This is a genomic window from Micromonospora sp. PRAS1 (genome assembly GCF_059553435.1).
In genome coordinates this window covers 127,104-145,658 of sequence record NZ_JCANNB010000014.1, presented here as the reverse complement: position 1 = coordinate 145,658, position 18,555 = coordinate 127,104, and the positions used below count along the sequence as shown (strand labels likewise).

Here is an 18,555-nt window from a genome sequence, read left to right as displayed (position 1 = left end):
CCGGCCCGGGCGGCGTTTCGTACGGCTCGTCACCTCACCGTGAGTCGGCGTCGGGTGCCATGGTCCCGGGGTGGTTCTGGTTGCGGCTCGGGCTCAACTCGGCCTCGATGAGGTCAGCGGCGCGGTCGGCGCCGCCTTCGCTGCGCACCTGCCGCCGGATCTCGGCGCAGCGGGCGGCCACGGTGGCGTCGGAGGTCAGGTGCAGCAGCGCGGCCCGCAGCTCGTCGGCGCGCACGGTGGCCGAATCGACGATCCGGGCGACGCCGAGCGCGGCAAGTTGCTCCGCGTTGGCGAACTGGTCGCTGGCCTGGGGCGCGGCGATCATGGGAGTGCCGCAGTACAGCCCTTCGCTGCTGCCACCCATCCCCGCGTGGGTGAGGAACGCGTCCGCCTGCTCCAGGATGGCCAGCTGCGGGACCCAGCGGTGCACCTCGACGCGGTCCGGGATGGTGCCGAGTTCGGCCGGATCGACGTGTCGGCCGATCTGGAGGACGGTGTGCCAACCGGGGAGCTCGGCTACGGCGGCGAGGCAGCGGCGATAGAAGTCGGGTTGCCGGGTGAACGCTGACCCGAGGGAGACGAGCAGCACCTTCTGCGCGGTTGCGGGGCGGGCCCAGGCGCCCTGATCGCTGCGGTCGCCCAGGGCCGGTCCGACGAAGCTGTAGACGGCCGGGTCCACCCGGTCCGCGTGTGGTTGCAGGACGCGGGGGAGCAGGGCGAGGCAGCGGGCCGGTCGCCCCTGGAAGGCGACGCTGTCCGTGACGGACGATCCGTTGTCCGCGAGCCACGTCTCGAACCGCCGGTAGTACTCCGCTCCCCGGGGCTCGGCGCGCATGGCTTCGATGGCCGGAGCCATCTCCTGCTCGTATCCGTCCCAGGCGACGACCGCGGGCGAAAGCTGGATCGCCGGAATGTCCCACTGTTGGCCGAGGAGGCGTGCCGGCGCCCCGGCGATGTCGTAGAGAAACAGGTCCGGCCGGTCGTCGACGTACCCGTCGCGCAGCTGCGGAAGCATCGCGATCGCATCGTCGAGGAAGACCGTCAGCTGCTCGATCGGATCGTCGGGCCACACCTCGTCGGGGCCGGGCAGCAGCGATTTGTACGGCTTGAGTTCGGCGCCGGTGCCTGCGATGACGTCGGCGAACGACGGGTCGTTGGCGTAGCTGACCCGGTGGCCTCGGCTCACCAGGGTGCGCAGCACGTCCAGGCTGGGGTTGACGTGACCGTGCGCCGGGATGCCGACCATCGCGATGTGAGCCACAGTTCCTCCTCGATCAAGACGAGACGTGACGTCTCGTGCCGGTGAGATTGCCGGGGAGCGCGGCGAGTGTCAAGACGAGACGTCTTGTCTCGTCGCGATAAGCTGTTCCCGTGCCGACACCCGACCCCAGCCGCCGCAACGAACGCGCCCGCCGCGCAATCCTCGACGCCGCCCTCGACCTGCTCACCGAAGCCGGCTATACCGAGCTGACCGTCGAGGCGATCGCCGCCCGCGCCGGCGTGGGCAAACAGACCATCTACCGCTGGTGGCGCGGTAAGGGAGCGGTGATCCTGGACGCGCTCGTGGAGGCCGTCGCCGCTGCCGGTGGCACCGGCCTGCCGGACACCGGCGACCTGCGGGCCGACCTGCGTGCCGTCCTGCGGGGCACGGTCGCGGAATTCGCCGACCCCAAGTTGTCCGCGAGCACCCGCGCGTTGACCATCGAGACGCTTGCCGACGATGAACTCGCCGCGCAGGTCCGCGACCGGCTGCTCAGGCCCCAGCTGGCTGCGGTCCGGGACCGGCTACGCGCCGGCCAACGCGCCGGTCAGGTGCGTACCGATGTCGACCTCGACCAGGCGGTCGAGCTGCTTTTCGGCCCGGTCTACCACCGGTGGCTCCTGCGCACCGGGCCGCTCACCGAGAAGTACGCCGACCAGCTCGTGGACCTCACGCTGGCCGCTATCAATAAATAGTTTGCCCAGCTCAGTGGCGGACGTGGCGCAGCGCACAACGCGGTGCCGGGCGGTAGCGAGCCCGAGGAAACAAAACTGAAGTTAGGGTCTAAACGGGTCTCACTCATTACATTCCCTGGAGGTCGGTCGTGGCTGGGCTGCGCCCTTACCTGACCGTCTGGCAGCTCCCTGGTGCTCCGACGCTGCTGGTCACCGGCATCCTCGGCCGCCTCGGCATCGGCATGACCCCGCTGGCGCTGCTGCTGGTCATCGAGCAGGTCACCGGGCGATACGCCCTGGCCGCCCTGGCCGGTGCCGCCTACGCCCTCTCCGGTGCCGCGCTCAGCCCGGTGGCCGGCCGGATCGCCGACCGGATCGGCCCCACTCCGGTGCTGCTCGCCACCGCGGTCGCCCACCCGCTGGCCCTGGTCGGCCTGCTCTGGGCGGCCCGCTCCGACGCCACACCCTTCGCCGTGGTCCTGCTGGCCGCCGCGCTGGCCGGCGGGTCGTACCCGCCGATGACCGCCGCGATCCGGGGCGCCTGGCACGACCTGACCAGCCTCGCCTCCGGCCGGCACCACCTGCGCAACACCGCGCTCGCCGCCGAGACCACCCTCTTCGAACTCGTCTTCGTGCTCGGTCCACTGCTGGTGGCCGGCTTCGTCCTGGTCGCCGACGCCAGCACGGCGCTTATCGGCGCGGCGGTGGTGACCCTGGTCGGCACCGTCGCGGTGGCCCTCGGCCAGGCCATGCGCGGCCGGCAGCCGCACTCCCGCGAACACCACGCGCGCGGGCTGGGCCCGCTACGGGTTGGTGGCTTCCCGGCGCTGCTGCTCTGCATGGCCGGCATCGGCATCGCCTTCGGGGCGGCCGGGGTGACCGTCCCGGCCTTCGCCACCAGCTACACCCCGGATGATCCGGACAGCCTCGCCGGCCTGCTCCTGGCGGTGTGGGGGATCGGCAGCGCGATCGGGGGAGTCTGGTTCGGCACGCGGCGACCGGCCCGCAACATGACCCGCCAGTTAGCCTGGCTGCTCGCCGCGTTGGCGGGCACCTTCGCCGTCTTCGCCGTGATGCCCACCCCGGCCGCGCTCGGCGTCGCGCTGGTGATCGGCGGGGCCACCATCGCGCCCGCGCTGATCCTGGAGAACACCCTGGTCGGGCGGATCTCGCCGACCGCCATGATGAACGAGGCGTACACCTGGGTGGTGACCATGTCGGTCGGTGCCAGCGCCGTCGGCGGCGCGGTCGCCGGCCTGATCGTCGACCACGGTGGCGTGCCCTGGGCCTTCCTCTTCGCCGGGGCTGCGGTCGCCGTCGGGGCCGGGGTCGCCGCCCTGCCCGCCGGCCCCATCGCCCGCGCGGAAGCCGCCGCCGTACGCACCGAAGAGCAGCCCGTCCCGGTCTGACAAGCGCCATCCCGGCTACGCCGGCCGGATGTTCCGCTACTTCACCAACCGGATCGGCTGCCTGGGCTCCATCCTGGTTCTGCCTTGTCATCCGGCCTGCCGGCGTGCCAACCTGGGCTCATGACGAGACGGCCCGTCTCGTCTCATCTGAGGATCGAGGAATGATCGTGACTGCCCAATCCCGCGTATGGTTCATCACCGGGGCGACCCGTGGACTCGGCCGCGCGGTCACCGAGGCGGCCCTGGCCGCGGGAGACCGCGTCGTCGGCGCGGCGCGCGACCCCGGCCCGCTCGCCGAACTGACCGAGCGCTACCCGGAAACCCTGATCACCCTGCCACTCGACGTGGCCGACCGCGCCGCCGTCATCGAGGCGGTGGAGCGCGCGGCAGGGGCGTTCGGCCAGCTCGACATCGTGTTCAACAACGCCGGTGGCCTGCTGCTCGGCATGCTGGAGGAGGCCACCGAGGAGCAGATCCGGCGGCACTTCGACGTCAACTTCTTCGGCGCCGTCTGGGTCACCCAGGCCGTCATCCCACACCTGCGCGCCCAGGGCGGCGGCCGCCTGCTCCAGGTCACCTCGATGGGCAGCGGCGGCGGAGTGGCCTCGGTCGGCTACTACGCGGCCGGGAAGGCGGCGCTCGACGCGCTCAGCCAGTCCGTCGCGATGGAACTCGCACCCTTCGGCATCAAGGTCACAATCGTGCAGCCCGGCGGCTACGACACCGGCCTCTACACAGTGGGCACCACGGCCACCGAGCCGGACCCGGCGTACGCCCCACTGCGCGCCAAACTGGCCGAACTCTGGGGCGACGACGCCGGCCCCGCACCCGACACCGCCGCACCGGTCATCATGGCCCTGGCCGAGCTACCCGACCCGCCACTGCGCCTGATCGTCGGCAGCAACTCGTACGACATCGTGCAGCAGATGGAGCAGGCCAGAGTGGCGGAGTACCGCGCCTGGGAGCACCTGAGCCGCCAGGCCCCCGGCTGAGCCGGGCCCGCAGCGCCTTCCGCATCGGCGCCCCGGATGCCGGGGACCATGCCGGACAGGTGCCCGGTGCCCGACGGTCGGGCCCGCGCCGTCGCCCAGCGCCTGCTGGGCCCCTCGGCGGCGCGGGCCCGGCCCCGGCTCAGCGGTAGCTGGCGAAGGCGCGGGCCCGGCCGAGCGTCAGCGGTAGTTGGTGAACTGGAGGGCGACGCCGAAGTCCTCGCTCTTGAGCAGCGTGATGACGGCCTGGAGGTCGTCCTTCTTCTTGCCGGTCACGCGCAGCTGGTCGCCCTGGATCTGGGCCTGGACGCCCTTCGGGCCCTCGTCACGGATCTTCTTGCTGATCGCCTTGGCCTTCTCCTGGTCGATGCCCTGCACCACCTTGGCGTCGATCTTGAAAATCTTGCCCGAGGCGCGAGGGTCGCCCGCGTCCAGCGACTTCATCGAGATGTTGCGCTTGATCAGCTTCTCCTTGAACACCTCCAGCGCAGCCCGTACGCGCTCCTCCGTCTCGGCCTGGAGGCTGATCGCCTCCTCACCCGACCAGGAGATCTCCGCACCGGTGCCCCGGAAGTCGAACCGCGTCGCGAGCTCCTTCTCCGCCTGGCGGAGGGCGTTGTCGACCTCCTGGCGGTCGACCTTGCTCACGATGTCGAACGACGGGTTCGCTGCCATGCTCATGCTCCTGCTGTCCGGCGAGTTTGTGATCCTTTGCCCCTGGATGCCCAGGGGTACGACACCCTGACGGTACCCGGTTGCGGTGGAGGCCGGGGATGCCGCTATCCTTGCTTCGCTGCCGCGCCACGGCGTGGCGGTACGCCCTGGCGGGTTGCCCGAGCGGCCAATGGGAGCGGACTGTAAATCCGTCGCGAAAGCTACAGAGGTTCGAATCCTCTACCCGCCACCAGGGAAAGGCAAGGCCCCCGATCTGCGGAAACGCCGATCAGGGGCCTTCGTCGTCTCTCGGCTCTGTTGGCCTTGGTTGCCCGGTTGACCGACCGATCGGGCACGTAGCGGGCGCGCGCGAGGGGGCTCCCTGTCGGCGTGGAGAAGCCCGAAGGCGAGTTTCAGCGCGCCGTCGAGGACCAGGCGAACAAGGAAGCCTCGCGGGACTGCTCATCGATCGGGTTGGCCCCGGCGCCTAGGTTGAATGGCATGAATATGAGCAGGCCCCTGTACCTGGTCTATCTGTCGATCTTCGTCATCTTGATAGCGACTGGCTTCTTTATGAGCGCCTGGCCCTGGTGGGCACTCGCCCTGGTTGGTGCGATCGCCGTGTTCCCGGTGATAGTGGCCGACTGGGTCCTCTCGGCTCGCCGGAAGAGGAACCTATCCAGTTAGTAGCGCCAAGCATTGCTGTAATCGTCCCGTGTCACCTTCCGTCTGGAGGCGGATCTCCTCGGCGGGGCTCGTCCGCCTGAGTAAGGAAGACCCAGGATCCGCCAACCAGGTAGCAGCCGCGATCGACATCCTCGCCAGGGAAGGCCCGACCTTGGGTCGTCCCTTGGTCGACCGAGTCAAGGGCTCGGATTACAAGAACATGAAGGAACTCAGGCCCGGCTCCTCGGGCGGGACCGAGATCCGCATCCTGTTTGCCTTCGATCCGCTCCGGGCAGCCATCCTGCTGGTGGCGGGGAACAAAGCCGGCAACTGGAAGGGCTGGTACGAGACCGACATCCTTGAGGCTGACCGGCTCTTCGCCGAACATCTTCGATCAATAAAGGGACAACGCTGATGGCGCGCAGTTGGCAGGACACCCGTTCCCGGATGAACCTCGATGAGGCCGAGGTCGCCGAGCACAAGGAGCGAATGCTCGCTGAAGTCCGCGCCACCCGCCTGCGTGAGATGCGCGAGCGTCGCGGCCTGACCCAGCGGGAGGTCGCCGACCGCATGCAGGTCTCCCAGCCGCGGGTTGCCGCAATCGAAAAAGGTGAAGTGCCGACCACCGAGGTCGGCACCATCGAGCGGTATGTTGCCGCCCTTGGTGGCAAGCTGGAGATCATTGCCGATTTTGACGGTGATCGGCTCGCGCTGAACTGACCGCTTGCAGGGCTATCGGGGTGGCTGACGGTGGTGACTTTGGCCGGGTTTTGTGGACCTGGTCCTCGCCGAGCACGCGGGCGATGGCAGTTCTGGTCGCGGCGCGGAGTTGCTGCATCGGCTCTGCGGGTGTGGCCGGCAGCACGATGGCTTCGTCGGCGACGACGATTTCGTGGAATTCGACATCGACTGCGGGCAGGTCGCCGAGCTGTGCGCCCGCTTCATCGATGATCCTGGCCAGGATTCCGGTGCTGGTCTCATCGGTGAAGCCGATGCCCTGCATGGTGAGGTGTAGCCAGCGGTCAGGGATGAGAGTTGCCGGCGGAGCGGTGGTCAGCGCGGATCGGTAGGACTCGGCGAGGCGGTACAGGTCCGGCTGGTCTTCGAAGGTGACGTGGAAGGCGTAGAAGCGTCGGCCGACGCGCCAGCCGGGTCGCCACCACCAGTGGTCGCGGACACGGTCGGCGTGCTGCCCTTGGGCGAGGTCGGCGAGAGCCACGATGCTCCTCTCCAATGCGATCTCGATGGCCGCTTTCAGTCCGGTGGCCGGCGATAGCGGCCTACGCTGGCGACCTGGAGGGCATCGGAGTGCCCGGCCAGCTGGTGCTGGCGAGGGCGGCTGCCAGGTCGCTCATGTTGCTGACGATGGCTTTGGCGCCGGCGGCGGTCAGGCGCTCGCCTTTGCCGGTTTTGTTGGCGTATCCAATGCAGGCGACGCCAGCGGCGTCGGCGGCTTCGAGGTCGGTGGTGGAGTCGCCGACCAGGACGGCCGCCCCGGGTTGGACGTTCAGTGCTCGGAGCGCCTGCACGACCTGGCTTGGGCTGGGTTTCATCAGCTCCGGTCGCTCGGCCCGTCCGATTACGGCGGTGAATTGCCGGGCGTGGTCGTGGCGTACCAGGTAGGCGTTGATAGCTGCAGTGGAGTTGTTGCTGACGATGGCGAGGGATCGCCCGGTGGCGAGGCACGCGCGGACGACATCGAAGGCTCCAACGGTCGCCTCGGCGGTTGCCGCCGCCTCGACCTCTGCTGCCGCAAGGGCGGCATCGATTGTTTCGACCAGCTGGGGCGCAAACGCGGTGGTGGCGCGGAGCAGTTCCAACGGGTCGTCCTGGTCACGTAGCTCGTCGGGCAGGTGGACTCCTCGCCTGACGATCAGTTGGCGCAGGTCGGCGGCGATGCTTGGCGCGGACTTTCCGGCGAAAACGCTGCAGATCGGGCCGTCGAAGTCGAGCAAGACCGCCTGGGCCCGCTCGGCGATCTCGGTGAGTCGGTCGCGTGGCGGTGTCATGGCTGATACTCGCGGGCGATGGTGGACCACATGGAGTCGAACCAGGTGCGAGCCTGCTCGACGTACTGCGGCGCATCCGATGTCTCGTCGTCGGTGATGGCGCGATGGAACAGAATCGCGTCCTTGCCCATCGGGTCGAAGATTCTCACTTCCTTCTCCTTGATGGTCACCACGTGTTCCATCACGGGATAGAAGCCGAAGAAGACCTCTTCGCCGTTGAGGATGTAGAGCTTGAAGGTCGGGGCGGCGTGATGCACGCGGACTTCCGCCTTTGCCTCCTTGACCAGGCTCAGGTTGGCCAGCTCATGGACCGCATCAAGGATGGCTTCGGTGTGCCGGCGAGTAATGCGCTTTGCGCGCTCCCGCACAGCGGGATCGTCCGCCTGCGTCTCGGCCAGGCAGGGCAGTGCCATCGGCGCGGTGACATCGGGGAGGAGGATCCGGATGGTTACGGATTCCGGTGCGAGGCGACCGGCGCGGATCTTGTCGAGCGGCTCCGTGAGAGCGCCGTGCAGCGTCTCTCCCGAGAAGCCGGCGAAGTCGATGGCCACGTGGGCACGTTCGAAGGCCGCCTCGACGTGAGGGCGTAGTCCGACAGGACGCTCAGTTTGCGCTCGGACGAAGGCACCACTGCCCTGACGCGTCACGATCAGACGCTCGTCCCGCAGGACGCGCAGCGCTGTCTTCACCGTCTCGCGGGCGACATCGAAACGCTCTGCGAGGTCATGCTGCGATGGCAGCCGCTCACCCGGCTGGAGCTTCCGAGTACGGATCGCGGCTCGTAGGAGGCTGGCGATCTGCTGAGACGGGGGCCTGGGGTCATCCGGGTCCAGTCCGGCCAGGACTTCCAGCTCGCTGGTCATGACGCCAGGGTAGCGGTTGGCTAGCCAAGTCAGGCGAATCGGAGTCCGGTTATTGACCTGACTAGTCAAGTCGGCCTACTTTCAACCTCAAGAGATTTGGCTAGCCAAATTTCAAGCGATGGAGTGTCAGCGGGTTGATCTGGAGGACGTTAGGAGGTGGTTGTGGTGAGCCAGTCAGAGCAATCGGCCAGGGTTCCGGTGCATCCGGACTGGTGTGTCCTGGATCGGTGTGGGCATCTGGTGCCGCCGGTGCTGGCGAACATGGAGCGGCGGCATCGGGGCGTACTGCTGAAGGTTGGGGCGGTGCGGCCGTCCGGGGCGGTGGTGTCGTACCTGATCGGGTCCGATGGGCAGGCGCCGAGCGTGCGGGTGCACGCGTCCTGCCGGGCCGGCACCGCCTGGGCCGAGTTGTCGTTACCGCAGGCCGGGAAGTTGGTCGAGCAGCTGCGATCGTTGCTGGCGCAGGCCGGCGGTGAGGAGGGCGGCGAGCATGGGGGCAGGTGACCAGCCGGCCGGCGCGCGGCGGGCGAGTGTGGCGGCGGAGGACGTGACGTGTCCGGACTGGTGTCGGGGTTGTGGGCCGAATGATCCGATGCACCGGGGGCTGCTCGCCACGGTCGGCACCGAGCGCAGCGGCTGGGTGAGTGTGCAACTGCTGCTGGATCGGTTCCGCCGTCGCGACCCGGTCGTCCGGGTCGACGCGAGCCGGTCCGGGGCGACGGAGTCGGTGCTGCTCTCGCGGGTGCAGCTCGATCGGCTCATCTACGAGCTGACCTACGTCCGGTGGCGGGTGATGACCAAGGGGCTGCCGCTTGACGGTCGCTACGACCCCGACTGAACGGCTCGCCTACTTGACTGTCCGCATTGGCTGATCGGTGAGGACACTGTGGCCGAGGACGATCAGGAAGGTGAGGCCGATCGCAGCGAAGGCCGTGCCGATCACTCGTCCCAGCAGGATGAAGCGCGCCAACCGTCGGTCGTGCCGACCCTGGACCGGTCGAGGCCGTAGCAGGCTTACGGTGGCCATCGAGCGGCGTACGTGCCACTCGGTCAGGCCGCGGACGTTGGTGGCTAGCGCCGCACCCACCAGGGTCATGGCCAGGCTCGCGATGCCACTCGCCAGAAAGCGCCAGGTTTCCATCGGCCCTCCCTGCGGTCACTGGATCATAACCGAGCGCGGCGAGTGATCTGGTGATCGTGCTCGTTCCAGGATCGAGTGGCTTCGAACGTCGGTGGATACCACTCGATCCTGGAACGAGCGTGATGTTGCCGATCAGAAACGAGCGTGATGTTGCCGAGCGGGTCTGAACAACCCTCAGAAGGTGGGTGGAGCGGGCATTTCCGGGGGGTGGCCGGAGGCGCGGTGGATGTCGGCGACCGCGATGACGGCCAGCACCACCGGGACGAACCAGAAGAGCGCGCAGAGGTAGAGCTGCGAAGTGGATGCCGGCGTACCGCGACATCGAGGATGAGCGCTCGTCCGGCCTGGAAGGCGACGTAGAGCCCGGGGAAGGTCGGGGGTTGGTTTGCACTTGTCAGCGCACTCCGGCCCACCGCCGGGCGTTGTCCGCTAGATCCGCTACGGCAGGTAAGGAAAGTAATGAGCGGTTGGCGTCTTCTTCCGGCAGTGCCTGTCGACTACCCGTCCTGACATGCCCGGACGTACATCTGTCGGCTACGGTCGGGCCACGGCGGGCGACGACCGGTCTGACATCGGTCCGGTGAACTTTCCACGGGCTCAGCGGCTGTGGCACTATCGGGAGAACCTCCATCACGGTTGCGATCACCCCACCAGGAGCACAGATGTCTGCTCAACGTCTGGGCCGGCTGCTCGGCTCCCTCATGCTCGTTCTCAGCCTGGTATTCGCGTCCGGCGCGGCTGCCGAGCTCGAAGTTCGGACCTCCGGCATCGACTGGGCCTCGTCCACGCTGCCCTGACCGGTCACCCCGCTCGGCCACCAGACATAACCGACGAGGGGAGCCATGACGTCTCGTCCCCGCTCCGCTCGCCGGCGAACGGAATACGCCTGGCTCATCACGGGCCCGCTGGCGCTATGCGCGGTGCTTGTCTGCCTGTTGCTTGGGGTCACGGTCTACCCCCCGCTGGGGAAACTGCCGCTCACCCTGCTACTCACCGTGGCGATGGTCGTGGCGGCCATGCCGACCATCAACGTGGTGATCCGACGGCAGGCGTTCCTGGTCTCGCCGACCGAGATCCCGCTCGTCGTCGCCTTGTTCGTGCTGCCACCGCTCTCGGTGGTGCTGGCGTACACCGTCGCCAGTCTCGTGATCCAGCTGCGCCGCAAGGTGCTGCCGGTGAAGCTCTGGTTCAACGTGGCCGGTGCTGCGGCGGCGACCTCGCTGGCCACGGCGGTTTACACCGTGCTGCCGAAGTCCGGGAATGTCGGACCGGGCACGTGGGCGGTCCTGCTCGCCGCCATCGGCATTCACACCGTGGTCCAGCTCGCGGCCATGGTCGGGGTTTTCACAGTGGTGCAGAGCTGGCAGGCCGGCCGGGAACTGATCCGAGCCGCCGGCCCGCCGATGCTGCTCGGGGTCATGATCAACCTCTCCATCGGACTGTTGATCATCATCGCCTGGCAGAGCACCCCGTGGGCTATCCTGATCTTCGCCGGGCTGGCCCTGGCGTTCGCGCTGGTCTACCACTCCTACACGCAGTTCCTCCGGCAGCACCGGACCCTCTCCGAGATGTACGAGCTGACCAGGGCGATCACCGAGAGCGGGCCGGACGGAAACCTCATCGACGCGTTGCTGGTCCGGATCCGGAGCCTGATGCAGGCGGAGTCCGCCACCCTCTGGTTGCCCGCGCAGGGACGGCACCCGGAGGTGCTGCTTACCGCTCAGGAGGGTAAGCCCGGGTTGTTGGACTCCACCCCCAGCCCGGCGGTGCTTCGCGAGGCCGTACTGGCCCGTCAGGAGACGGTGGCGGTGAGCCATCGGCTCGGTGCCGACCCGGAGCTACGCGAGGCGTTGCGGCCGACCAGGGTCAAGGACGTGATCGTGGTGCCGCTGCGCTCGGGCAAGGCGGTCATCGGCACCCTGGAGGTGGCCAACCGGCTCGGCGACATCAACTTCTTCCGTGCCGAGGACGTCACCGTCTTCGAGACCGTGGCGGCGCACGCCGCGGTGGCGCTGGAGAACTCCCGCCTGGTCGACCGGCTGCGGCACGACGCCTACCACGACGGCCTCACCAAACTGCCCAACCGACGCCGGATCCTCGGCGCGTTGGCCGAGGCGGTCCGGATCCGCGCGCCGGGCGAGGTGGTGGCGCTGCTGCTCTTCGACGTCGACCGGCTGCGCCAGGTCAACGAGTCCCTCGGCCACGCGGCGGGCGACAAGGTGCTGGTCGAGGTCGCCGACCGGCTGCGCGGCTGCGTACCGTCGGCCGCGCTGGTCGGCCGGGTGGGCGGAGACGAGTTCCTGGTGACCCTGCGCCTGGAGAGCGTCGAGGCGGCGGTGGAACTCGCCGGCCAGGTGCGGGAGCAGATCCGCGACGAGATGGTCTTCGACGCCCTGACCCTGGACGTGGACACCGCCGTCGGGATCGTCGTACACCCGGATCACGGCAGCGATCCGGCGACCCTGCTGCAACGGGTGGACGTGGCGGCGATGGCGGCCAAGGCGGTACCGGGGAGCGTGCAGCTCTACACGCCGGCCCTGGAGTCGCGGGCGCTGCACCGGCTCGGTCTCGCCGGCGACCTGCGCAGCGCGCTCGACAACGGCGAGCTGGAGATCTACTACCAGCCCAAGGTGACGCTGCGGGACCGCCGGCTGGTCGGGGTGGAGTGCCTGGCCCGCTGGGAGCACCCGACGCACGGCACGATCGCCCCGGAGGACTTCGTCCCGGTCGCCGAGCACACCGGCCAGCTCGGTCGGCTCACCGAGTTCGTGCTCCGGGAGGGGCTGCGGCACAGTCGCGACTGGGCCCTCGGCGGCCACCCGCTCGCCGTCGCCGTCAACCTCTCGGCGCGTACGCTCATCGACCCCGGCTTCCCCGATCGGGTACGCGAGCTGCTGGAGGAACACGGCGTACCGGCGCAGCTGCTGACGCTGGAGATCACCGAGGCCGGGGTGCTGGACGGCACCGACCGGCTGATCCCGACCCTGCGTCGCCTGCGTGACCTCGGCGTACGCCTGTCGGTGGACGATTTCGGCACCGGCAATTCCTCCCTGGCCCACCTGCGCCGGTTGCCGGTCAACGAGGTCAAGGTGGACCGGTCGTTCGTGCAGGGCATGGCGACCGACCCGGGGGACCTGGCGATCGTCAACGCCGTGGTCACCCTCTCCCAACAGTTCGGCCTGACCGTGGTGGCCGAGGGGGTGGAGAGCGAGCTGACCCTGGAGCTGCTCCAGGACATCGGCTGCGAGATCGGGCAGGGATTCCTGTTCAGCCGCCCGCTGCCGTATGAGCGGCTGGAGGCCTGGTTCGGCGCCCGGGTGGACTCCGAGACGATCTCCAACACCGAGCTGCCGCGCCTGCGTGTAGTGCCCTGAGCTGGGCGTACGCGGCACCGGGGGATCCGATTTCACCGGTGCGGCGGGGCCGTGTACTCTTACCTCTGCGCGGCCACCGAGTGATCGCGCAGGCCCCCTTAGCTCAGTCGGCAGAGCGTCTCCATGGTAAGGAGAAGGTCTACGGTTCGATTCCGTAAGGGGGCTCAGAGGGTCCGGCTGGGCCCACCACGGCGGTGTAGCTCAGATGGCAGAGCAAGCGGCTCATAATCGCTGTGTCGCCGGTTCAAGTCCGGCCACCGCTACTCTCGTCCACCGGATGTTCCCGGTGGTCGTAGGACGGGCGCCACAGGCGCCCGCTTTGCGTGTCCGCCCAGGCGGCGCGTAGGCTGTAGCGCTGTAGTTGTATCCGTTAGCGAGGAAGGCACTCCGCCGTGGCGAAGGCGACCGATGTCCGGCCGAAGATCACTTTGGCGTGTGTGGAGTGCAAGGAGCGCAACTACATCACGCGCAAGAACCGCCGCAACGACCCGGACCGCATCGAGCTGAAGAAGTTCTGCCCCCGGGACGGGAAGCACACGGTTCACCGCGAGACGCGCTGACCCGTCCGGGCCGAGTCGGCCCGGTTGCACACGTACACGATCGCCGGTCCGCCATGGTCGGCGCGGCCCTTCGGGTCTGCGCTGACCACGCGGATCGGCGATCGTGCTTTACGTGTAGGTTCGCGGCATGTCCCTGGACCACTCCTTCGTCGGCCGGAGCTACCCGCCGACCGCGCCCTACCAGGTGGGCCGCGAGAAGATCCGCGAGTTCGCCACGGCCATCGGTGCCACCGACCCCGCCCACCACGACCCGGCGGCGGCCCGCTCGCTGGGCCACCCGGACGTGGTCGCGCCGCCGACCTTCCCGATGGTGCTCACCATGGCCGCCAACCGCCAGGTGATCGAGGACCCGGCCCTCGGCATCGACTACAGCCGGGTCGTTCACGGCGACCAGCGGTTCGCGTACACCCGTCCGGTGGTGGCCGGCGACGAGCTGGTCTGCGTCAACACCGTGGAGGACGTGACCAGCCGCGGCGGCCACGACTTCCTGACCACCCGGACCGACGTCAGCACCACCACCGGCGAGCCGGTGGTCACCGCCTGGATGAAGCTCGTCGTACGCGGGGAGGCCTGACGTGGAGCTGCCCACCCAGACGTTCCGGGTGACCCGGGCGGACCTGGTCCGCTACGCCGGTGCCTCGGGCGACTTCAACCCGATCCACTGGAGTGACCGGTTCGCCACCAAGGTCGGGCTGCCCGGGGTGATCGCCCACGGCATGTTCACCATGGCGCTGGTCGGCCGGGCGGTCACCGCCTGGGCAGGCGCCGCCGACGCGGTGGTCGACTTCAATGTCCGGTTCACCCGGCCGGTGGTGGTACCCGACGACGACACCGGCACCGAGATCGTGGTGAGCGCGGTGGTCCGTGAGGTGACCGAGGCGGGGCTGACCAGGCTCGACATCACCGCCACCTGCCGCGGCGAGAAGGTGCTCTCACAGGCCAGGGCCACCGTACGGACGGCCGGCTGACCGACGCCGGAGAGCGTGATCGGTAGACCGGTTGGGAAAGTCGGGTCGGTACCCGTACACTGGTCCGCCGTGGGGCAAGTGACCCCTGCCTGGTCGTGTGACCTGGTGGGGCGAGCGTTGCCACACAGGGGTGTAGCTCAATTGGCAGAGCAGCGGTCTCCAAAACCGCAGGCTGCAGGTTCAAGTCCTGTCACCCCTGCGCCTCAGGCCTGACCGTTCCGTGGGTCGCGTCACCTTCCGGTGGCGTCCGGCCCGTGGTGGTGGCATTGGCGGGGAGGTTCCGAGGCATCGGGCCTTCCGGTTGATCCGCCGGCCGCGGCCCGTCCCGGGACGGTTGGTCCGGCCGGCGTGACCAAGCGCCGCGCACGCGCACTGCGTGCGACCCGACATCCCGCGACGGAGGGCGAAGTGGCCGACAACAAGCGGCGCGGCGAGGACGCCGACGACGACCGCCTGAACGACGAGGTCGTCAGTGACGGCGCCGACGACGACGCCACCGACGGGGATGAGCCGGTTTCCCGGGGCGGCACCGCCACCCGGGAACGGGCCAAGGCGGAGTCCGCCGACAGCCGGTCGAAGACGCGAACCGACGCCGACAAGGTCGGGCTGTTCGGCCGCATCGCGCGTTTCATCCGCGAGGTCGTGGCCGAACTGCGTAAGGTCATCTGGCCGACGCGCAAGGAGCTGCTGACCTACACGGCCGTGGTGATCGCGTTCGTCACGGTGATGCTGACGATCGTGGCCGTCCTCGACTACGGATTCGCCAAGGGCGTGCTGTGGGTCTTCGGCAACCCCAGCTGACCGGCTGACTGTGCCGATAGTGACGGAAGTGAGCGAGCGTGCCTGAGTACGACGAGACCGCCGAGACCCCGGACGAGCAGTCCACGGTGGCGACGGCGGCTGGTGACGAGTCGGTCGAGGCCGCCAGCGAGCCGGAGTTCGCCCTGACCGAGCCGGCGCCTGACGAGAGTTTCGACCCGGTCGCGGAGCTGCGGCAGAAGCTGCGCTACGCACCGGGCGACTGGTACGTGGTGCACTCGTACGCCGGCTACGAGAACAAGGTCAAGACCAACCTCGAGACCCGGATCACCTCCCTCGACATGGAGGACTACATCTACCAGGTCGAGGTGCCGACCCGGGAAGAGATCGAGGTCAAGAACGGCAAGCGGTCCCAGGTGCAGGCCAAGGTCTTCCCGGGCTACATCCTGGTCCGGATGGAGCTGACCGCCGAGTCCTACTCCTGCGTCCGCAACACCCCGGGCGTCACCGGCTTCGTGGGTGCCACGGACCGGGCCGACCGTCCGGCGCCGCTGAGCCTCGACGAGGTGCTCAAGTGGCTGGCGCCGGCCGTGGAGACCGAGCAGAAGAAGGCCAAGCCCGAGGTCAAGGTCCTCGACTTCGAGGTCGGCGACTCGGTGACCGTCACCGACGGTGCCTTCGCCTCGCTGCCGGCCACGATCAGCGAGATCAACGCCGACCAGCAGAAGCTCAAGGTGCTCGTGTCGATCTTCGGCCGTGAGACGCCGGTGGAGCTGAACTTCAACCAGGTCGCCAAGATCTGATTCGCCGACCGCTGGCGACGGCCTCGGCCGTCGCCAGCGGCGTTTGTCCGGTTCGTTCGTCCGGCCAACCTCTGTGGGCGGGCGTATCCAGGGCTGCGCTACCCTAGAACGTCGCTGCTGTCGAATCCGCGCTGACCGTGCGCGCCCCGACGGCGGCGTCGGTGCGAACCTTTCCCAGTTCAAGTCCCAGGAAGAGACATGCCTCCGAAGAAGAAGCTCGTCAAGACGTTCACGCTTCAGCTGCCGGCGGGCCAGGCCACCCCGGCGCCGCCGGTCGGCCCCGCGCTCGGTCAGCACGGCGTGAACATCATGGAGTTCTGCAAGTCGTACAACGCGCAGACCGAGTCGCAGCGGGGCGACATCGTCCCCGCCGAGATCAGCGTGTACGAGGACCGCACCTTCACCTTCGTGCTGAAGACCCCGCCCGCCGCCCGGCTGCTGATCAAGGCCGCCGGTGTGCAGAAGGGCTCGGGCGTCCCGCACACGCAGAAGGTCGGCTCGGTGACCCGCGCCCAGCTGCGCGAGATCGCCGAGAAGAAGATGGCCGACCTCAACGCCAACGACCTGGACCAGGCTGAGAAGATCATCGCCGGCACCGCCCGGTCGATGGGCCTGGACGTCACCGACTGACCTCGGCCACCACCGACCCGTACGGATCGTGGGAGGGCGCGCGAGCACCGCGGCCCGCCAGAAACCACAGGAGTAGACAGAACATGCAGCGCAGCAAGAGCTACCGCAAGGCCGCCGAGGCCATCGACCGGTCCAAGCTCTACACCCCCGCCGAGGCCGTCAAGCTGGCCAAGGAGAGCACCTCCGTCAAGTTCGACGCCACGGTCGAGGTCGCGATGCGCCTCGGCGTCGACCCCCGCAAGGCGGACCAGATGGTCCGCGGCACGGTCAACCTGCCGCACGGCACCGGTAAGACCGCCCGCGTGATCGTCTTCGCCGCCGGCGCGAAGGCCGAGGAGGCCGTCGCCGCCGGTGCGGACGAGGTGGGCACCGACGAGCTGGTCGCCCGGATCCAGGGCGGCTGGCTGGACTTCGACGCGGCGATCGCCACGCCGGACCAGATGGCCAAGATCGGCCGGATCGCGCGGATCCTGGGCCCGCGCGGTCTCATGCCGAACCCGAAGACCGGCACCGTGACCATGGACGTCACCAAGGCGGTCTCCGACATCAAGGGCGGCAAGATCACCTTCCGGGTGGACAAGCACTCGAACCTGCACCTGATCATCGGCAAGGCCTCGTTCTCCGAGACGCAGCTGGTCGACAACTACGCGGCCGTCCTCGACGAGGTGCTCCGGGCCAAGCCGTCGGCGGCGAAGGGCAAGTACCTCAAGAAGGTCACCCTCACCACCACCATGGGCCCGGGTGTCCCGGTGGACCCGAACGTGGTGAAGAACCTCCAGGAGGGCTCGGCCGAGAGCTGAGCGGTACGCCTGCCTGACGACGGGGCGTCGCCTACGGGCGGCGCCCCGTCGCCGTGCCTGCGGTGGGTGTGCGCGGGCCGCCGTGCCTGCGGTGGTGTGAGCCGGCCCACCAGCGCGGATTTGGTGGTGCTGCGGCACGTCGCGTAGTCTTTGCACGTTGGCCACTCCGTGTGGCCTACGTTCCACCCAGAGACCGCTGGTCACCGTGCCTCGGCACGGTCGAAGGTTCCGTGATGACGGGCGACCCGCGTAGGGCGGCAAGCGAACATCGGCAGCATCCCGTGGTCCGCCGACTGCGATGATTGGCCGCCGACCTCGCCCCGTGCGCCCTGCGCCGGGGCTTTTCTGTTGCCGCGATCCTCCGCTCCCGTCGCAGCCTCGCCTGCGACGGTGACCAGCCGCGAAGCAACGAGAGAGGAGGGACATGGCGGACAAGCCGATCCGGGCCGACAAGGCCACGGCTGTTGCTGAGCTGACCGAGAGCTTCCGCAGCGCGGGTGCCACCGTGCTGACCGAGTACCGCGGTCTGACGGTTTCCCAGCTCACCCAGCTGCGGCGCTCGCTCGGTACGGAGACCAGCTACACGGTCGCCAAGAACACGCTGGCCAAGCGTGCCGCGGCGGACGCTGGCATCTCCGGCCTCGACGAGCTGTTCACCGGTCCTACCGCGCTGACTTTCGTTTCGGGCGACGTCGTCGAGGCGGCGAAGGGTCTTCGCGACTTCGCGAAGGCCAACCCGAAGCTCGTCATCAAGGGTGGCGTCTTCGAGGGCAAGGCCATTTCCGCGGCCGAGGTCACGAAGCTCGCCGACCTGGAGTCCCGCGAGGTGCTGCTGGCCAAGCTGGCCGGCGCGATGAAGGGCAACCTGAGCAAGGCCGCGGCCCTGTTCCAGGCCCCGCTGTCGAAGACCGCCCGCCTGGCGGCCGCTCTTGCGGACAAGCGCGAGAAGGAAGAGGGCGCCGAGGCGGCCTGAGGCTCGCCCGACGCACCACGTA

24 protein-coding genes and 4 tRNA genes are annotated in these 18,555 nt (G+C 68.8%); 22 read left to right on the top strand and 6 right to left on the bottom strand.

The window, feature by feature from the left end:
* Positions 1 to 34: 34 nt before the first annotated feature.
* Positions 35 to 1,246 (bottom strand): macrolide family glycosyltransferase, encoded by a 1,212-nt coding sequence (locus AC507J_RS15985; RefSeq protein WP_496289966.1) that lies wholly within the window; start codon positions 1,244 to 1,246, stop codon positions 35 to 37.
* Positions 1,247 to 1,371: 125 nt separating this feature from the next.
* On the opposite strand from AC507J_RS15985, the gene AC507J_RS15980 reads away from it, so the two are divergent.
* From AC507J_RS15980 to AC507J_RS15970, 3 genes are all read left to right on the top strand, one after another.
* Positions 1,372 to 1,956: a TetR/AcrR family transcriptional regulator gene (locus AC507J_RS15980; RefSeq protein ID WP_496289926.1), complete on the top strand. Its 585-nt coding sequence runs from the start codon at positions 1,372 to 1,374 to the stop codon at positions 1,954 to 1,956.
* Between the two features lie 128 nt (positions 1,957 to 2,084).
* Positions 2,085 to 3,344, top strand: a complete 1,260-nt coding sequence (locus AC507J_RS15975) for an MFS transporter (RefSeq protein WP_496289925.1) — start codon at positions 2,085 to 2,087, stop codon at positions 3,342 to 3,344.
* A gap of 161 nt (positions 3,345 to 3,505) precedes the next feature.
* On the top strand, positions 3,506 to 4,336 hold the full coding sequence (locus AC507J_RS15970) for an SDR family NAD(P)-dependent oxidoreductase (RefSeq protein ID WP_496289924.1): 831 nt from the start codon (positions 3,506 to 3,508) through the stop codon (positions 4,334 to 4,336).
* Positions 4,337 to 4,513: 177 nt separating this feature from the next.
* Here the strand turns inward: AC507J_RS15970 and AC507J_RS15965 are convergent, their stop codons facing one another.
* On the bottom strand, positions 4,514 to 5,008 hold the full coding sequence (locus tag AC507J_RS15965) for a YajQ family cyclic di-GMP-binding protein (RefSeq protein WP_496289923.1): 495 nt from the start codon (positions 5,006 to 5,008) through the stop codon (positions 4,514 to 4,516).
* Between the two features lie 148 nt (positions 5,009 to 5,156).
* Between AC507J_RS15965 and AC507J_RS15960 the strand changes: the two genes are divergently transcribed.
* The 4 genes from AC507J_RS15960 (at position 5,157) to AC507J_RS15945 (ending at position 6,373) form a co-directional block, all read left to right on the top strand.
* Positions 5,157 to 5,240: transfer RNA gene (locus tag AC507J_RS15960), tRNA-Tyr, on the top strand.
* Between the two features lie 137 nt (positions 5,241 to 5,377).
* Positions 5,378 to 5,674, top strand: coding sequence for a hypothetical protein (locus AC507J_RS15955; protein ID WP_496289922.1), 297 nt, complete (start codon positions 5,378 to 5,380; stop codon positions 5,672 to 5,674).
* A 28-nt stretch (positions 5,675 to 5,702) separates the two neighbouring features.
* Positions 5,703 to 6,068 carry a type II toxin-antitoxin system RelE/ParE family toxin gene (locus AC507J_RS15950; protein WP_496289921.1) on the top strand — a complete coding sequence of 122 codons (366 nt, stop codon included), beginning with the start codon at positions 5,703 to 5,705 and terminating at the stop codon, positions 6,066 to 6,068.
* The gene (locus tag AC507J_RS15945; protein ID WP_496289920.1) at positions 6,068 to 6,373 is read left to right on the top strand and encodes a helix-turn-helix domain-containing protein; all 306 of its coding nucleotides are present in this window, start codon (positions 6,068 to 6,070) and stop codon (positions 6,371 to 6,373) included. Before AC507J_RS15950 ends, AC507J_RS15945 begins: the two co-directional genes overlap by 1 nt.
* Here the strand turns inward: AC507J_RS15945 and AC507J_RS15940 are convergent.
* The 3 genes from AC507J_RS15940 to AC507J_RS15930 form a co-directional block, all read right to left on the bottom strand.
* Positions 6,333 to 6,872 (bottom strand): 2'-5' RNA ligase family protein, encoded by a 540-nt coding sequence (locus AC507J_RS15940; RefSeq protein WP_496289919.1) that lies wholly within the window; start codon positions 6,870 to 6,872, stop codon positions 6,333 to 6,335. The genes AC507J_RS15945 and AC507J_RS15940 overlap by 41 nt on opposite strands.
* Positions 6,873 to 6,933: 61 nt before the next feature.
* Complete coding sequence (locus tag AC507J_RS15935) at positions 6,934 to 7,608, bottom strand: HAD family hydrolase (protein ID WP_496289918.1); 675 nt, start codon at positions 7,606 to 7,608, stop codon at positions 6,934 to 6,936.
* Positions 7,609 to 7,658: 50 nt separating this feature from the next.
* Positions 7,659 to 8,525: a GntR family transcriptional regulator gene (locus AC507J_RS15930; RefSeq protein WP_496289917.1), complete on the bottom strand. Its 867-nt coding sequence runs from the start codon at positions 8,523 to 8,525 to the stop codon at positions 7,659 to 7,661.
* Positions 8,526 to 8,690: 165 nt separating this feature from the next.
* On the opposite strand from AC507J_RS15930, the gene AC507J_RS15925 reads away from it, so the two are divergent.
* Both AC507J_RS15925 and AC507J_RS15920 read left to right on the top strand, forming a co-directional pair.
* Positions 8,691 to 9,029, top strand: a complete 339-nt coding sequence (locus AC507J_RS15925) for a hypothetical protein (RefSeq protein ID WP_496289916.1) — start codon at positions 8,691 to 8,693, stop codon at positions 9,027 to 9,029.
* Entirely contained in the window at positions 9,016 to 9,363 is a 348-nt protein-coding gene (locus AC507J_RS15920; protein WP_496289915.1) for a hypothetical protein, read from the top strand. Before AC507J_RS15925 ends, AC507J_RS15920 begins: the two co-directional genes overlap by 14 nt.
* A gap of 9 nt (positions 9,364 to 9,372) precedes the next feature.
* On the opposite strand, the gene AC507J_RS15915 is transcribed toward AC507J_RS15920, so the two are convergent.
* Entirely contained in the window at positions 9,373 to 9,666 is a 294-nt protein-coding gene (locus AC507J_RS15915; protein ID WP_496289914.1) for a hypothetical protein, read from the bottom strand.
* 662 nt (positions 9,667 to 10,328) lie between these two features.
* Here AC507J_RS15915 and AC507J_RS15910 point away from each other — a divergent pair.
* The 13 genes from AC507J_RS15910 (at position 10,329) to rplJ (ending at position 18,533) form a co-directional block, all read left to right on the top strand.
* Positions 10,329 to 10,463, top strand: a complete 135-nt coding sequence (locus tag AC507J_RS15910) for a hypothetical protein (protein ID WP_496289913.1) — start codon at positions 10,329 to 10,331, stop codon at positions 10,461 to 10,463.
* A 45-nt stretch (positions 10,464 to 10,508) separates the two neighbouring features.
* Positions 10,509 to 13,040, top strand: a complete 2,532-nt coding sequence (locus AC507J_RS15905; protein WP_496289912.1) for a putative bifunctional diguanylate cyclase/phosphodiesterase — start codon at positions 10,509 to 10,511, stop codon at positions 13,038 to 13,040.
* 92 nt (positions 13,041 to 13,132) lie between these two features.
* Positions 13,133 to 13,205, top strand: a tRNA-Thr gene (locus AC507J_RS15900).
* A gap of 25 nt (positions 13,206 to 13,230) precedes the next feature.
* Positions 13,231 to 13,303: transfer RNA gene (locus AC507J_RS15895), tRNA-Met, on the top strand.
* Between the two features lie 129 nt (positions 13,304 to 13,432).
* Positions 13,433 to 13,600 carry a 50S ribosomal protein L33 gene (rpmG, locus tag AC507J_RS15890; protein WP_013288652.1) on the top strand — a complete coding sequence of 56 codons (168 nt, stop codon included), beginning with the start codon at positions 13,433 to 13,435 and terminating at the stop codon, positions 13,598 to 13,600.
* Between the two features lie 127 nt (positions 13,601 to 13,727).
* The gene (locus AC507J_RS15885) at positions 13,728 to 14,174 is read left to right on the top strand and encodes an FAS1-like dehydratase domain-containing protein (protein WP_496289911.1); all 447 of its coding nucleotides are present in this window, start codon (positions 13,728 to 13,730) and stop codon (positions 14,172 to 14,174) included.
* Between the two features lies 1 nt (position 14,175).
* Complete coding sequence (locus tag AC507J_RS15880) at positions 14,176 to 14,568, top strand: MaoC family dehydratase (RefSeq protein ID WP_496289910.1); 393 nt, start codon at positions 14,176 to 14,178, stop codon at positions 14,566 to 14,568.
* A gap of 126 nt (positions 14,569 to 14,694) precedes the next feature.
* A tRNA-Trp gene (locus tag AC507J_RS15875) sits at positions 14,695 to 14,767 on the top strand.
* Between the two features lie 209 nt (positions 14,768 to 14,976).
* The gene (gene secE, locus AC507J_RS15870) at positions 14,977 to 15,369 is read left to right on the top strand and encodes a preprotein translocase subunit SecE (RefSeq protein WP_496289965.1); all 393 of its coding nucleotides are present in this window, start codon (positions 14,977 to 14,979) and stop codon (positions 15,367 to 15,369) included.
* Positions 15,370 to 15,407: 38 nt separating this feature from the next.
* Positions 15,408 to 16,130, top strand: a complete 723-nt coding sequence (gene nusG / locus AC507J_RS15865; RefSeq protein WP_496289909.1) for a transcription termination/antitermination protein NusG — start codon at positions 15,408 to 15,410, stop codon at positions 16,128 to 16,130.
* Positions 16,131 to 16,328: 198 nt separating this feature from the next.
* Entirely contained in the window at positions 16,329 to 16,760 is a 432-nt protein-coding gene (gene rplK / locus AC507J_RS15860; protein ID WP_341717663.1) for a 50S ribosomal protein L11, read from the top strand.
* An 83-nt stretch (positions 16,761 to 16,843) separates the two neighbouring features.
* A complete protein-coding gene (gene rplA, locus AC507J_RS15855; protein ID WP_496289908.1) occupies positions 16,844 to 17,560 on the top strand; it encodes a 50S ribosomal protein L1 in 717 nt (238 codons plus the stop codon).
* 424 nt (positions 17,561 to 17,984) lie between these two features.
* A complete protein-coding gene (gene rplJ, locus AC507J_RS15850; RefSeq protein ID WP_496289907.1) occupies positions 17,985 to 18,533 on the top strand; it encodes a 50S ribosomal protein L10 in 549 nt (182 codons plus the stop codon).
* Positions 18,534 to 18,555: the final 22 nt, after the last annotated feature.

Excerpts from the sequence above, each read along its gene's own strand:
- AC507J_RS15930 (WP_496289917.1), bottom strand. The coding sequence starts at position 8,525 with ATGACCAGCGAGCTGGAAGTCCTGGCCGGACTGGACCCGGATGACCCC.
- AC507J_RS15915 (WP_496289914.1), bottom strand. The coding sequence starts at position 9,666 with ATGGAAACCTGGCGCTTTCTGGCGAGTGGCATCGCGAGCCTGGCCATG.
- rplA (WP_496289908.1), top strand. The coding sequence starts at position 16,844 with ATGCAGCGCAGCAAGAGCTACCGCAAGGCCGCCGAGGCCATCGACCGG.
- AC507J_RS15970 (WP_496289924.1), top strand. The coding sequence starts at position 3,506 with ATGATCGTGACTGCCCAATCCCGCGTATGGTTCATCACCGGGGCGACC.
- AC507J_RS15945 (WP_496289920.1), top strand. The coding sequence starts at position 6,068 with ATGGCGCGCAGTTGGCAGGACACCCGTTCCCGGATGAACCTCGATGAG.
- AC507J_RS15885 (WP_496289911.1), top strand. The coding sequence starts at position 13,728 with ATGTCCCTGGACCACTCCTTCGTCGGCCGGAGCTACCCGCCGACCGCG.
- AC507J_RS15910 (WP_496289913.1), top strand. The coding sequence starts at position 10,329 with ATGTCTGCTCAACGTCTGGGCCGGCTGCTCGGCTCCCTCATGCTCGTT.
- rplJ (WP_496289907.1), top strand. The coding sequence starts at position 17,985 with ATGGCGGACAAGCCGATCCGGGCCGACAAGGCCACGGCTGTTGCTGAG.
- AC507J_RS15905 (WP_496289912.1), top strand. The coding sequence starts at position 10,509 with ATGACGTCTCGTCCCCGCTCCGCTCGCCGGCGAACGGAATACGCCTGG.
- AC507J_RS15920 (WP_496289915.1), top strand. The coding sequence starts at position 9,016 with ATGGGGGCAGGTGACCAGCCGGCCGGCGCGCGGCGGGCGAGTGTGGCG.
- AC507J_RS15985 (WP_496289966.1), bottom strand. The coding sequence starts at position 1,246 with ATGGTCGGCATCCCGGCGCACGGTCACGTCAACCCCAGCCTGGACGTG.
- AC507J_RS15965 (WP_496289923.1), bottom strand. The coding sequence starts at position 5,008 with ATGGCAGCGAACCCGTCGTTCGACATCGTGAGCAAGGTCGACCGCCAG.
- rplK (WP_341717663.1), top strand. The coding sequence starts at position 16,329 with ATGCCTCCGAAGAAGAAGCTCGTCAAGACGTTCACGCTTCAGCTGCCG.